The following is a 14,174-nucleotide window of genomic DNA, read 5'->3' on the forward strand; positions in this document are numbered from 1 at the left end:
AATGTTGCAAGGGGTAGCCATAGCCGGTCGCACCGGGCACTACGACATCCAGATCGAAGGCACTCGTATCGCCTCGCTTGTGCCTTCGCAGGCAAGGGCTGGTGGCTTCGTCACACCGCTTTTCGCAGATGTCCATGTCCATCTGGACAAGACATTTACGATCCGGCGCATTACTGAAAATGGCGACGCCAAGGTGGATTGCCTGTTCGATGCAATCGACCTGATGAACACAGACCGGAAGAACTGGAGTGAGGCGGATATTCGCGCCCGCGCGACCCGAGGCCTTGAAGCCGCGTTTGAACAAGGCGTCGCTGCGATGCGCAGCCATGTTGACTGGACGACACCGGAAGTGCCCACTGCCTGGCCGGTTCTCAACGAACTGCGTCAGGAATGGAAAGACCGTCTCGACCTTCAGCTTGCAGCGCTCGTCCATGGCGATCTTGTGCTTGATGCGGGTTCGCAAATCGCGGCCCGCGTCGCAAAAGACGGCGGCGTGTTTGGCGCTTTCTTCTATCGCAATGCCGATCTTGAAGCCAAAATCGAAGAGATGTTCCGTGTTGCCGTGCAGCACGACCTCAACCTCGACTTTCATGTCGATGAGGGGCTGGAGGTAGAAGCGGACGGGTTTTCGCTGATCGTATCCGCCACCGCACGCCATGGCATGGCTGGTCGGGTGTTGTGCGGCCACGCCTGTTCACTATCGCTGCGCGGGCCGGACGAACTGCAGCGGATTCTTGATGCCGCCGCCAATGCAGGCACCGGGCTCGTGTCGCTGCCAACATCCAATCTCTATCTACAGGATCGGATTGGGGGGAAATCTCCGCGCCTGCGCGGTGTCGCGCCTCTCAAGGAAGCTCGAGCAGCGGGCATGGATGTCATGCTCGGCTCCGACAATGTTGGCGATGCATTCTACCCTTATGGCAATTATGACCCACTCGCCATACTGCGTCTTGCAGTGCCGGTCTGCCATGTCGAACCCCAGGAATGGCTCGACAGCATCACTACCCTGCCCTCCCGACTTATTGGCAGCGAGCGCATACAACCCCTTCAGGTGGGCGGCTTGGCCAGCTTCATATGGCACGATGCCGAAAACCTTACCGATCTCATCAGCCGTCCGCAGGCCCGCCGCGTTGTCTGGCGCGACGGTACAAAAATTTAATCGGAGAACCCCATGAATTCTGCCGCACCACAGCGCATCTATGACTGGGCCGCATTCCGCGCCGAAATCGACGGAATCCGCATCTACGATGACCCGAAGCAGGTCGAACTGCGCTCTCGGGATTATTTCTGGTACAGCCCCATCCTGACCGAGGATATCGGCCATTATGTCGGCGATCTCGTCGTCATTCCGAAGGATCAGGACGAAGTACGCCGCGTTGCTGCTGCTGCCGCGAAACTTCGCATCCCGATCACCGTTCGCGGCGGCGGTACCGGCAATTACGGCCAGTGCGTTCCGCTTGAAGGCGGCATCATCCTGGACATGACCAAGATCGACCGCATCATTTCCATCGAACCCGGTAAGGTTCGTGTCGAAGGCGGGGCTCGCATTTCGCGTCTTGACGATGCCGTGCGCGAGACCGGACAGGAATTGCTGATGTATCCGTCCACCCGTCGCATCGCCACGATTGGCGGCTTTTTCTCCGGCGGTTCAGGCGGCATCGGTTCACTGCGCCACGGCATGCTGCGCGACGATGGCAACGTTTATTCCGTCAAGGTCCTGACCGTCGAACCGGAACCGAAAATCATCAAATTGACGGGACGCGACATCCATAAAGTCCAGCATGCCTATGGGACCAACGGTATCATTCTGGAACTGGAAATCGGCCTCACCAAATCGACCGACTGGATACATACCGCAGCCTTGTTCGACAGTTACGAGGCAACGCTCAACTTCTGCCTCAAGGCACTGGAAGCCAATCTGGATTGCTATCTGCTAACGACGGTAGATCGTCGTTTTGCGCGCTTCTACACCAAGTTCGGCGAACTCTTCCCTTCCGACAAGGATGCGGTTTTCGCCATGATCGCACCGGAAGAGATGGCCCGTTTCGAGGCGATCGCCACGGAATTTGGCGGCAAGATTTCCTTCGCCATGACGCTGGACGAATTGCACAAGAACGGTCTCCAGCCCGCTTACGAATGCGGCTGGAACCATACGACCTTGCAGGCGCTGAAGGCCGAAGAAGGCTGGACCTATCTTCAGGTCGCCTATCCGCGTCCATTCGATGTTGATGTGGTGACCCGCCAGATCGCGCGCTACGGCGAAACGCAATATATGCATCACGAAATGGCCCGGCTCGAGGGTGAAGTGCAGATTTTCGCACTTCCGCTTGTCCGCTTCGAAGGCCGTGACGAGATGTATCGCCTGATCAAGGAACTGGAGCAGGTCGACGGCTGCGACATCTACGATCCTCACGCCTACACTATCGAGGATGGCGGCATGAAGGAGATCGACAGCGTTCAGATCGAGTTCAAGAAACTCGCCGACCCGTACGGCCTGCTCAATCCGGGTAAAACACGCGGCTGGACCGCCGACATGGCTTTGACTGATTAAAACAAGGGGAACCAATATGAAAAAAACTCTGATTGCGGCGCTTGCCGCGCTCTCCGTTGGCCTTTCCGCACAAATGGCCCATGCGCTCGACAAGGTGACGCTTGGCACCAACTGGCTGGCGCAAGCCGGTCACGGCGGCTTTTATCAGGCCGTAGCCGATGGCACCTACGAGAAATACGGCCTCGATGTGCAGATTGACATGGGCGGGCCACAGGTCAACAACCGCCCGATGCTGGCCGCGGGCCGTCTCGACTTCCTGCTGACCGGCAACCTGCTTCTGTCGTTCAACAATGTCGCCAATGGCGTGCCGACAACCGTTGTAGCCGCCTTCTACCAGAAAGACCCGCAGGCACTGATGGTGCATGAAGGCCAGTACAAGGATTTCAAGGACCTCGCCAATGCGCCGACCGTGCTGATGGGCAAGGATGCGCAGTTTTCCTTCTGGCCGTGGCTGGTGAAGGAGTTCGGCTTCAAGGACGAGCAGCTTCGTCCTTATAATTACAGCCTCGCCCAGTTTCTTAACGACCACAAGGTCGTGCAGCAGGCTTATGCTACCGCGGAACCGATCTATGCCGAGAAGGAAGGTGCGAAGGTCACGACCTACCTCCTCGCCGATTATGGCTACAGCACTTACGGCAACACGATCGAAACCCGGCAGGACCTGATCGAAAAGAACCCCGACCTCGTACAGCGTTTCGTCAGCGCTTCCATTGAGGGCTGGACCAATTTTCTCTATGGCGACCGCAGCAAGGCCTATGAGTTGATCCTGAAAGATAATCCGGACATGAGCAAGGAAACGCTCGATGCGGAACTGGAGCGGATCAAGAACCTCCAGCTCATCGACAGCGGCGACACGCTCGAAAAGGGAATCGGCGCTATTTCGATGGACCGCGTCAAGGCGTTTTACGAACTTGCCCGCAAGGCAGGAATTGTCAGCGGTGACGAACTCGACATGAGCAAAGTTGCGACCGACGCCTTCGTTAACAAGGGCATAGGGCTCGACATCAAGAAAAAGCTGGGCCAATAAGCCCCTTATCAATCGCGGCAGGTATGGATGAATAACAGCGACGAGAATGAAGACACCGAACTGACCGGACGGGACAAGGTCCTCGGCCGCAGGCGGCGCATTCTCGGCGCAATACGGGCTGCCGCGATCGATGAGTTCGCCGAGAAAGGCCTTGCGGGGGCATCCACGCAAGGCATTGCGCACCGCGCCGGTCTCACCAAGCCGCAATTGCACTATTACATTTCCAGCAAGGAAGAACTCTACGAGGATATCATCGTCTATATCCTCGACGAGTGGGAAGAAATATTCCTCGGCGCTAATACCGAAGACGATCCTGCCAAGGTGATCCGGCAATATATTCGCGCCAAGCTCGAATACAGCCAGAAGAATCCCAAGGCTTCTCGCCTTTTCACCACCGAAATTGCCAATGGTGCGCCCTATCTCGGACGCCACTGGGCCAAACATCAGTCAGCGACCCAAAACGCTGTCCGCCTCATCCAGTCATGGGTGGACGATGGGCGCATCAGGCCTGTCGACCCGCTGCTATTTCAGATGCATATCTGGGCCGTAACCCAGCATTATGCCGATTTTGAAGCGCAGGTGCGCAGCATGATGGAGCTCGACAAGGACGAACCGCTGGATCTCGAACGGATCGAGAAGGAAGTTTCTGCACTCTTTCTGCGCGCCTGTGGGCTGGAATAGGACATTCCTGAACGATTTTCGTCAGCGTAGCCCTTCGAGTTCCGCAATGCGGGCGGCACTGTCCTTTTCCAGCATTCGGGTCATTTCGCGAATGACCGTTTCCGCCAGCACAAAGAGCGCAGCCGAAGAATCCCATGCGGACGGCACGGCTGTGCGCCCCGCCAGAACATGACGGGCCACGCGTGCTATCGGCGAAAGCCACTGGTCGGTAACGAGAACGACCTCGACACCGCGTGACCGCGCCTTTTCGGCAAGCTGCAAAAGACTGTCCTGATAACGGCGAATATCGAAGACCACCAGAACGTCGCGCTTTCCCATATCGAGAAGGCGGTCACGCCAGACGCTCTCCTGCCCGCCAAGATGAAAGACATGGGGACGAATGATCGTCAAATGTGCGGCCATGTATTGCGCGATGGGATCGGTGAAGCGCCCGCCGATCAGGTAGATGTTTCCCTTGGCGTCGGTCAAGGACGACACGGCCTGCCTCAGCTGCTTTTCGCCAAGATGCCGGAAGCTTTCACGGATATTTTCCAGCGTATGTTCCACCGCCGGATAGGCCGTATCCGGCCCGGCTCCCGGCTGCTCATTGCGATGATGCGGAGACTGTAACTGGGCGGCGAGTTCGTCCTGCAACCGTGCCTGGAAATCTGGATAATTCTGAAACCCGAGCCTGTTTACAAAGCGAAGGATCGTTGGGGAACTGACACCGGCCAGAGCGGAAAATTCCGCGACGGTTTTCAGCCCCAGCATTGGATAATTGGCGATCAGCGTCTGCGCGGCGCTTCGCTCGCCCGCTGGCATCGTATCGATCCGTTCGTTGATCAGCTCCGCAACGCTTGCATGCACAGGCAGAGTACTTCCCTTAGCGACTGCCCTTTTAAAATTTGGGCGAAATTGTGTTTGACAAATAATCATAGGACGTATCAAATAATCCGCAAGAGCGCATAAGTGGAAAAAACGTAACATAAGTTACAGCGCGGGGAACGAACAGAATGACGGACGAGCGAGAACATCGCACTGCTTCGTGCGAGCCTGTTTCTGTCTTCAACAAGGAGGGGGAAAGTCCCTATCTTCTGGTCTGCGAACATGCGTCCAATTTCATTCCAGAGACTTTCGACGGACTTGGACTGGATGCCGATGCCTTGCGGGCACATATCGCCTGGGACCCCGGCGCGGTGGAAGTTGCCAGACGTCTGGCTTCGTCTCTTAACGCTCCGCTTGTCGAAAGCCAGCTTTCGCGCCTGCTGATCGACTGCAACCGCCCGCTCGACGCCCATGACCTTATTCCGGAAATCAGCGAGACGACCGTGGTCCCCGGAAACCATGCACTCAACTCCATGGAGCGTTTGGCGCGTATCGATCTTTCGCATCGTCCATTCCACACTGCTGTTGAACAGATCATTTCAAGGCGTGCGCAACGCGGGCTGCCATCATGGATCGTGACGATCCATTCCTTCACTCCCATTTATCGCGATGTACCCCGCCCATGGCAGATCGGCATCATCCACGATGAAGACGACCGGATCGGCAAGCCACTGATTGAGGCCCTTCGCAAGGACGATACCCTCCATGTGGGCGTGAACGAGCCCTATTCGCCAGCGGATCGTGTCTATTACACATTGGAGCGTCACGCGCGGCCGCGCAATGCACCCTGCGTGATGATCGAACTGCGCAACAATGAGATTGCCAATGGTTCGGCGCAGACCGCCTGGGCCGAAAAACTCGCAACCATATTGGAGGACATAGCAAAAGCAATTGGTCCTCAAGACACTGAACAGGGAGCCTGAAGGAGCCGGAAATGCCGAAGCCGATCAGACTGTTCGTCAAATATGTTGATGCAATGAATTATTACATCGGGCGCTTTGCGATGTATCTGTTCTTCGCACTCGGCGCCTGCCTCCTTTATTCCACTTTTTCCCGTGTGTTTCTCGGCGTTCCGGTGAATTGGGTACTGGAGATGTCCCAGTTCCTCCTCTCCGCCTATTATCTGCTCGGCGGCGCCTATGCCATGCAGCAAGGCGCGCATGTGCGCATGGATCTTTTCTTCGACCGCCTTTCTCCGCGAAGAAAAATGATCACGGACATGATCACCATCCTGTTCATCATCTTCTATCTGGGCGTGATGGTTGCGGGCGGAATTTCCGCGACCAACTACGCTATCGTTTACAACCAGAAGAACTATACCGCCTGGGCGCCGCTTCTCTGGCCGATCAAGCTCATCATGACCGTCGGTATTTTGCTGCTGCTGCTGCAATGCGTTTCCAATTTCTTCAAGGACTGGGCCTCCCTGCGCGGAAAGCCGATCAGCACGATTGCGGGTCCTGCCATTGAGGAAGGACATCACATATGAGCTCTGAATTCATTACGCTCTTCATGTTTGCAACCATGATGGTGCTGCTGATGACCGGGCAGCGCGTATTTGGCGTGATCGGTTTCGTCGGTTCGCTCGCTGCACTCCTGCTTTGGGGCAAAGGCTCGTTCGAGATGCCCTATAATGCCACCTTTGCAGTACTGAACTGGTATCCGCTCATCACGGTGCCGTTCTTCGTCTTCATGGGTTACATGCTCTCGGAATCGGGCATTGCCAGCAATCTCTACCGGATGTTCCACGTCTGGTTCGGCGGCATTCGCGGCGGTCTGGCGCTCGGTACGATTGGCCTGATGGTCATCATTTCGTGCATGAACGGCCTCAGCGTCGCGGGCATGGCAATCGGCGCTACCGTGGCGCTGCCCGAACTGCTGAAACGCGGCTACAACAAGGTGATGGTTACGGGCGTCATCCAAGCCGGCAGCTCGCTCGGCATCCTCATTCCACCGAGCGTCGTGCTCGTTCTTTATGCGATGATCGCGCGGCAGCCGGTTTTGCAACTGTGGCTCGCAGGCATCGGCCCTGGCCTTCTCATGGCAGCGCTCTTTGCGATCTACATTTATATACGCTGCCGTATCCAGCCCGAACTCGGACCAACATTGCCCAGAGAAGAGCTGGATAAGATCACGTGGCGTGACCGTTTCGTCACCCTGCGCGCAGGCATCTTGCCGCTTGTGGTCTTCGGCGCGATGATGGGCCTGTTCCTCACCGGCGTTACCAGCCTTGTCGAAAGTTCAGCCGTCGGCGCCTTGCTTGCAACGCTTGCCGCGCTTTTTACCGGACGCCTGAACAAGGCGGTATGGGAAACCACGACACGCAACAGTCTCACCGTCACCTGCATGTTCCTCTGGATCATTCTGGCGGCGCTGTGCTTTTCGTCGGTCTATGACGGCCTCGGCGCGGTGAAAGCCATTGAAAAGATATTGCTCAACACCTTCGATCTTTCGCCGTGGACAATCCTGGTACTAATGCTGTTTTCATTCATCATACTGGGCATGTTCCTTGATGATACGGCCATGCTGGTCATCGTAGCGCCGCTTTACATACCGCTGGTCAAGAGCCTCGGCTTCAACGCCATCTGGTTTGGCGTGCTCTACACCATCACTTGCCAGATCGCGTATATCACGCCGCCCTTCGGGTACAATCTCTTCATGATGCGAGCCTTGGCGCCGAAGGAAGTCACGCTGATAGATATCTATCGATCGATCGTGCCGTTCTTCTTTCTCATGGTGCTGACCATCATCATCCTGATGATCTTTCCGGAGATCGCGATGTGGTTGCCCAACTGGTACACAGGACGATGACGACAATTACGGGAGAAAGCGCACAACCGGTAACAAGAGCCCCAACGGCCAGACCGGAACAAATAAAGGGTGAACTCAAACAAGAGTGGGAGAATGGGCATGAGTGAAAATAGCAAGCTTAACAAACGCGATTTTCTCAAGAAGGCCGGGCTGACAACTGTAGGTGCCTTGGGGGCAAGCACACTTGCAACGCCTTACGTCAGGGCACAAAGCCCGATCAAATGGAGGCTGCAGACCTATGCGGGTCCAGCCCTTGCCGAGCACGTCATCAAGCCCTCGATTGACGCGTTCAACAAGGCTGCCAATGGCGAAATGGTGATCGAACTTTACACGGCCGACCAGCTTGTGCCGCAGGGTGAGCTGTTCCGTGCCGTTCAGTCCGGCACGATCGACGCCGCGCAAAGCGATGACGACTCCATGGCGTCGCCGGTCGACGTTGCGGTGTTTGGGGCCTATTTCCCCTTCGCATCACGCTACAGCCTTGATGTGCCCGCCTTGTTCAACTGGTATGGGCTCAACGAAATCTGGGAAGAAGCATATAAGGAAATTCCGGGTGTAACCTGGCTTAGTGCCGGTTCATGGGACCCTTGCAATTTTGCTACAACCAAGCCGATCCGCAGCCTGCAGGATCTGCAGGGATTGCGTGTCTTTACCTTCCCGACCGGGGGGCGCTTCCTGACCAAATTCGGCGTCGTTCCGGTGACTTTGCCATGGGAGGATATCGAGGTAGCGATCCAGACCGGCGAGTTGGACGGCGTGTGCTGGTCCGGTGCGACGGAAGTATATACGGTCGGCTGGGCCGACATTAACAAATACTACCTCACCAACAATATCAGCGGCGCTTGGGCCGGCTCCTATTTTGCCAATACGGAAAAATGGAATGCCGTGCCGGATCACCTCAAGCAGATGTTCAAGCTGGCCATGGATTCATCGCATTACTACCGCCAGCATTGGTATTGGTGGGGCGAAGCGCATTATCGCACCACAGGAGGGAAGCTGGAACTCACCAGCATTCCCGAAGCTGAATGGAAGCAGGTGGAAGATGCAGCCATGCAGTTCTGGGATGAGATTGCCGCCAAGAGTGCACGAACCGCGAAAGTGGTCGAAATCCTCAAGAAATACCAGAAGACCATGCGCGATGCAGGCGCACCGTACCGTTATGCCTGACGAACAAGGGCGCCGTGCTTTCGCGCGGCGCCTCTCACTTCATTCCGTGGGAGCACAGCAAATTAAATGGCCGGACAACTGACATTCGATGCATTGAAAAAGGCAGTCGCGGAAGATGAAATCGATACGGTTCTTGCGTGTTTTGTCGACATGCAGGGACGCCTGATCGGCAAGCGCTTCTACGGACAGTTCTTCGTGGAGTCCGGTTACGACGAGACCCACGGCTGCAACTATCTTCTCGCAGACGATATCGATATGGAGCCGGTCCCGGGCTATGAGGCCGCCGGATGGGATAAGGGCTATGGCGATTTTGTCATCAAGCCGGACCTTTCGACCTTGCGGGTCGCCACATGGCTGGAAAAGACAGCCATCGTGCTTTGCGACGTGCTCGATCATCACGACCACCAGGATCTGGCGCATTCTCCGCGCGCCATCCTCAAGAAGCAACTCGCCCGCCTGCACGAGCGCGGCTATCGCGCCTATTTTGCATCCGAGCTCGAATTCTATCTGTTCGATGAGACCTACAAGACGGCCCGCGCCAAGCACTGGCAGGACATGGAAACGGCTTCGCCTTATGTGCAGGATTATGTCATCCACCTGACCACCAAGGAGGAACCGGTTCTTCGCGCAATGCGCAATCAACTCGCGGCGGCGGGCATTCCGGTCGAAAACTCGAAGGGTGAATGGGGCCCGGGGCAGGAAGAGCTGAATGTGCGCTACGCCGAAGCGCTCGAGATGGCGGATCGCCATGTCATCATGAAAAACGCGATGAAGGAAATCGCCGAGGCGCATGGCAAGTGCATTACCTTCATGGCCAAGTATGATTACAGCAAGGCGGGAAGCTCGAGCCACGTGCATAACTCCATCTGGAGCGCCGACGGCAAGGAGCCGCTCTTCTTCGATCCGAAAGCGCCTTACACCATGACCCCGCTGATGCGTTCATGGGTGGCCGGGCAGCTCAAATATGCCACCGATTATACCTATTTCCTGGCGCCCTATATCAATTCCTACAAGCGTTTTCAGGCTGGCACTTTTGCGCCAACGAAGATCATGTGGAGCCAGGATAATCGTACGGCAGGGTTTCGCCTGTGCGGCGAAGGCACGAAGGGCATCCGCATCGAGTGTCGCATCGGCGGTGCCGATCTCAATCCGTATCTGGCCTTTGCAGCCCTTATCGCAGCAGGTTTGAAAGGAATAGACGAGCAGTTGGAACTTGAAGAACCTTTCGTCGGCGACGCCTATAGCGCCGTGAAACTCAAGGAAATTCCCTATACGCTGCGCGAAGCCGCTCAGGCTCTCAAGAACTCCGCGTTTCTCAAGGAGGCGCTCGGTGAGGCGGTGGTCAACCACTATGTGCATACCGCCCATTGGGAGCAGATTGAATACGACCGGCGCGTGACCGACTGGGAGCTCCACCGCGGTTTCGAGCGCTACTGACCCCGACATAATGCCAGACTCCAAAGGAAACTACAGATGAGCGGCACAGCCAAAATCATCTCCCCGATAGACGGCTCTGTATATGCCGAACGTCCTTTCTTGAACGAGACCGCAATCGCCTCGGTTGCAGCCGCTGCCCGCGATGCGCAGGCCGAATGGGGTCAATTGAGCATCGCGGAGCGCGCACGTTATTGCCAGTCCGCCCTCGACGCCCTCGCCGGAATGCAGGACGAAATCGTGCCTGAAATCGCATGGCAGATGGGACGGCCAACGCGCTACGGCGGCGAAAATGGCGGCGTTCAGGAACGCGGCCAATATATGATCGACATCGCCGAGGAGTCCCTCAAGGCCTATGTGCCAGCGCAGAAGGACGGCTTTCGCCGGTATGTCAAACATGTACCGCTCGGCGTCGTTATGGTAATCGCGCCATGGAATTATCCTTACCTCACCGCAGTCAACACGATCATCCCCGCGCTGATGGCCGGGAACGCGGTGATCCTCAAACATGCGACGCAGACGCTTCTGGCAGGTGAACGCTTTGCAAAAGCGTTCGAGAAGGCCGGACTGCCCAAGGGCGTGTTCCAGAACGTCGTCCTTGATCACGCGTCAACGGAAAAGCTGCTTGCATCCGGGGCAATCGATCATGTGAATTTCACCGGGTCGGTCGGCGGTGGGCGGGCCATTGAGAGGGCTGCAGCTGGCACCTTCATGACGCTTGGGCTGGAGCTTGGCGGCAAGGACCCGGCCTATGTGCTCCCCGACGTCAATCTGGATCATGCCGTCGCCAACCTTGTGGATGGCGCGTTCTTCAATTCCGGCCAGTGCTGCTGCGGAATTGAGCGCATCTATGTCCATGAAGCCGTCTATGACCGCTTCGTTGACGGTTTCATTGACCTGACGAAGCAATATGTGGTCGGCAACCCTCTCGACGGTTCAACGACGCTTGGCCCGATGGCGCAGGCGCGTTTTGCCGATCTCATCCGCGAGCAGAAAACCGAAGCCTTGCGCAAGGGCGCGAAGGCCCACATCAATATGAGCGTCGAAAATGATCGCGCTGGTTCCTCATACGTCGCGCCGGAAGTGCTTACCAATGTGGATCACCAGATGAGCGTCATGCGTGAGGAAAGTTTCGGCCCCATCGTCGGCATCATGAAAGTGCGCAACGATGAGGAAGCCCTGGCACTCATGAACGACAGCATCTATGGCCTCACGGCTTCCCTCTGGACTGCCGATACGGACCACGCAGCAGCCCTCGGCGATCGCATCGAAACGGGTACGGTTTTCATGAACCGCTGTGATTATCTCGATCCTGCACTTGTCTGGACCGGGGTGAAAGACACCGGCAAAGGCGCCGCACTGTCGCCCATCGGCTACGGCAATCTCACGCGACCGAAATCCTTCCACCTGCGCGAGAAAATCTGACCTGATTTGTGTTTCTGGAAAGCAACCGACATGACCACTTTGACTGCCAAATGGAATTTCCCCACTACCGTGCTTTTCGGCCCTGGCCGCATCAAGGAACTGCCTGCGGTCCTCAAGGGTGCTGGCATTGAGAACCCGCTCTTTGTGACCGATCCTGGGCTGGCAAAGCTTCCCGTGGTGGCCTCAACACTCGCTATTCTGGACGAAGCCGGCGTGAAATACGGAGTGTTTTCCGATGTGAAACCCAACCCGGTCGAAAGCAATCTCTACGCGGGTGTCGAGGTTTTCAAGAGCGGCAAGCATGATGGCGTCATCGCATTTGGTGGAGGTTCGGCGCTGGACCTTGGCAAGCTGATCGCCTTTCAGGCAGGACAGACGCGGCCAGTCTGGGATTTTGAAGACATAGGCGACTGGTGGACCCGTGCGGACAGCAAGTCCATTGCCCCAATCATCGCCGTGCCAACCACTGCGGGCACCGGATCGGAAGTTGGCCGTGCGGGCGTTCTGACCAACGAAACGACCCACACCAAGAAAGTCATCTTTCACCCCAAGATGCTTCCGGTCACGGTCATTGCCGATCCTGAACTTTCAATGGGGATGCCGCCTTTCATCACGGCAGGCACAGGCATGGATGCGCTGGCGCACTGTCTTGAAGCCTATTGTGCACCGGGCTTTCACCCCATGGCAGATGGTATCGCGGTCGAGGGCATCCGTCTCGTTTTTGAAAATCTTCCAAAGGCTTACACCGACGGCAAGAATGTCGAAGCCCGCGCCAACATGATGGCGGCTGCGGCCATGGGCGCAACGGCTTTTCAGAAAGGTCTGGGCGCAATCCACTCCCTCTCCCATCCGATCGGCGCTCTCTACGATACACATCACGGCATGACCAATGCGGTTTTCATGCCTTATGTTCTGATTCAGAACCGGTCGGCCATCGAAACGCGCATCGAAAGGCTCGCCGATTATCTTGGTATCGAGGGCGGGTTCGACGGATTTCTGGCGGCCATCATGAAATTGCGCAGCGACCTCGGTGTCCCCAATGCACTGCCCGAATTCATCAAGGGTCTCAGCATGGACAATGCCCGCAAAGATCTGATCGCTGAGATGGCAATAGTAGATCCTACTGCCGGCGGCAACCCGATTGAATTGACAAAGGAACGCGCGTTGAAGTTGCTAAACGCTGCTATCGAAGGTAAAGTTTGAAACACTAAATTCGGGATGAAGTCCGTCCTGCAAAAGTGCGACGCGATTTCGCGCAGGATACTGCGTAAAACAAATGAATAAAGGTAAGCATCGCACCACCTACGGCGGGGGGCGATGCATTGGGGAGCAGGTTCTTGGGGAGGAGCCTGCTCCCTTTCCTTTGCACAAGTCAGCCATGCAAGAATCCAGACCCGACTTTTAACCGGGCGAAAAATGGGAACAAAGGAATAGTTTCAGTCGTTCAACCTCGTTATATTAACAAGGAGGGTTGCACATGAATATATTCAAGCAGACCTGTGTCGGGGCCTTCGCCGTGATTTTCGGAGCGACATCGGTTGTACCGACAATGGCCGCACCCATGAATCTGGAGCGCCCTGTCATCAATGACAATGTGGAGCAAGTGCGCGATCATCGCCGACCGCCGCGCCATTTCCGGGGCCATCGGCACAACCGACCCGGCCACTGGAACGGTCACCGGGGCTATCGGCATCATCGCCACGGCTATCGTCGCCATAGCGATGGGTGGTGGTATCCGCTGGCGGCTTTTGGCGCAGGCGCCATTGTCGGCGGCGCATTAAGCCAGCCCCGCCACGTCTATCGGGCACCAAGAATGTCAAACGCGCATGTTCGTTGGTGCTATAACCGCTTCCGGTCCTATCGCTCCTGGGACAATACGTTCCAGCCCTATAATGGGCCACGCAGGCAGTGCTTTTCGCCCTACTATCGTGGATAATCGCAAAGCGCCCTCCGGGGCGCTTTTTCATGCAATCCGCAATACGCCCAAGCTGATGGGAATGGAATTTTCCGAATTTGCTTCGGCCACCGCTGGACGTCTCATTCAAACAGGAATAAGCAAGCCTGCGTCATATCAACGTCGCGAGGAAATTTTTCTTCGTTACATTCTTTCGCGGCGAGAAGGACAATATTCAGAACACCGATCTTGGAAGAAATGTGCTGATTTTCTCCAAGACCAGTTCAGTCCCAGCCGACGGCCACTCTTTAGCTGCGTGCATT

The 14,174-nt window shown here is 56.5% G+C and carries 13 protein-coding genes; 12 read left to right on the forward strand and 1 reads right to left on the reverse strand.

Going from position 1 to position 14,174, the window contains the following annotated elements; genetic code table 11:
- Position 1 precedes the first annotated feature (1 nt).
- The 4 genes from ABWW28_RS10545 to ABWW28_RS10560 are packed head-to-tail and all read left to right on the forward strand — an operon-like array spanning position 2 to position 4,259.
- Entirely contained in the window at positions 2–1,159 is a 1,158-nt protein-coding gene (locus tag ABWW28_RS10545) for an amidohydrolase family protein (protein WP_353390945.1), read from the forward strand.
- Between the two features lie 12 nt (positions 1,160–1,171).
- Positions 1,172–2,551, forward strand: a complete 1,380-nt coding sequence (locus ABWW28_RS10550) for an FAD-binding oxidoreductase (protein WP_176587590.1) — start codon at positions 1,172–1,174, stop codon at positions 2,549–2,551.
- A 16-nt stretch (positions 2,552–2,567) separates the two neighbouring features.
- Entirely contained in the window at positions 2,568–3,578 is a 1,011-nt protein-coding gene (locus ABWW28_RS10555; RefSeq protein ID WP_176587589.1) for an ABC transporter substrate-binding protein, read from the forward strand.
- A 27-nt stretch (positions 3,579–3,605) separates the two neighbouring features.
- Positions 3,606–4,259: a TetR family transcriptional regulator C-terminal domain-containing protein gene (locus ABWW28_RS10560; protein WP_075041851.1), complete on the forward strand. Its 654-nt coding sequence runs from the start codon at positions 3,606–3,608 to the stop codon at positions 4,257–4,259.
- Positions 4,260–4,280: 21 nt separating this feature from the next.
- Here ABWW28_RS10560 and ABWW28_RS10565 read toward each other — a convergent pair whose 3' ends face one another.
- Positions 4,281–5,225 carry a MurR/RpiR family transcriptional regulator gene (locus tag ABWW28_RS10565; protein WP_282187528.1) on the reverse strand — a complete coding sequence of 315 codons (945 nt, stop codon included), beginning with the start codon at positions 5,223–5,225 and terminating at the stop codon, positions 4,281–4,283.
- Positions 5,226–5,251: 26 nt separating this feature from the next.
- Here ABWW28_RS10565 and ABWW28_RS10570 point away from each other — a divergent pair, with 26 nt between their 5' ends.
- The 8 genes from ABWW28_RS10570 to ABWW28_RS10605 all read left to right on the forward strand — a co-directional run bounded on the left by ABWW28_RS10570 (position 5,252) and on the right by ABWW28_RS10605 (position 13,893).
- The gene (locus ABWW28_RS10570) at positions 5,252–6,046 is read left to right on the forward strand and encodes an N-formylglutamate amidohydrolase (protein ID WP_176587588.1); all 795 of its coding nucleotides are present in this window, start codon (positions 5,252–5,254) and stop codon (positions 6,044–6,046) included.
- A gap of 11 nt (positions 6,047–6,057) precedes the next feature.
- The gene (locus ABWW28_RS10575) at positions 6,058–6,609 is read left to right on the forward strand and encodes a TRAP transporter small permease subunit (protein ID WP_151568908.1); all 552 of its coding nucleotides are present in this window, start codon (positions 6,058–6,060) and stop codon (positions 6,607–6,609) included.
- Entirely contained in the window at positions 6,606–7,931 is a 1,326-nt protein-coding gene (locus ABWW28_RS10580; protein ID WP_006469140.1) for a TRAP transporter large permease, read from the forward strand. Before ABWW28_RS10575 ends, ABWW28_RS10580 begins: the two co-directional genes overlap by 4 nt.
- A gap of 99 nt (positions 7,932–8,030) precedes the next feature.
- Complete coding sequence (locus ABWW28_RS10585; protein WP_176587587.1) at positions 8,031–9,098, forward strand: TRAP transporter substrate-binding protein; 1,068 nt, start codon at positions 8,031–8,033, stop codon at positions 9,096–9,098.
- A 66-nt stretch (positions 9,099–9,164) separates the two neighbouring features.
- The gene (locus tag ABWW28_RS10590; RefSeq protein ID WP_025090005.1) at positions 9,165–10,535 is read left to right on the forward strand and encodes a glutamine synthetase family protein; all 1,371 of its coding nucleotides are present in this window, start codon (positions 9,165–9,167) and stop codon (positions 10,533–10,535) included.
- Positions 10,536–10,571: 36 nt separating this feature from the next.
- Positions 10,572–11,957, forward strand: coding sequence for an aldehyde dehydrogenase family protein (locus ABWW28_RS10595; RefSeq protein WP_176587586.1), 1,386 nt, complete (start codon positions 10,572–10,574; stop codon positions 11,955–11,957).
- A gap of 30 nt (positions 11,958–11,987) precedes the next feature.
- Positions 11,988–13,160: an iron-containing alcohol dehydrogenase gene (locus ABWW28_RS10600; RefSeq protein WP_176587585.1), complete on the forward strand. Its 1,173-nt coding sequence runs from the start codon at positions 11,988–11,990 to the stop codon at positions 13,158–13,160.
- 274 nt (positions 13,161–13,434) lie between these two features.
- A complete protein-coding gene (locus ABWW28_RS10605) occupies positions 13,435–13,893 on the forward strand; it encodes a BA14K family protein (protein ID WP_006471984.1) in 459 nt (152 codons plus the stop codon).
- Positions 13,894–14,174 lie beyond the last annotated feature (281 nt).

This window comes from Brucella sp. NBRC 14130 (assembly GCF_040371715.1).
Taxonomy (GTDB): Bacteria; Pseudomonadota; Alphaproteobacteria; order Rhizobiales; family Rhizobiaceae; genus Brucella; species Brucella intermedia.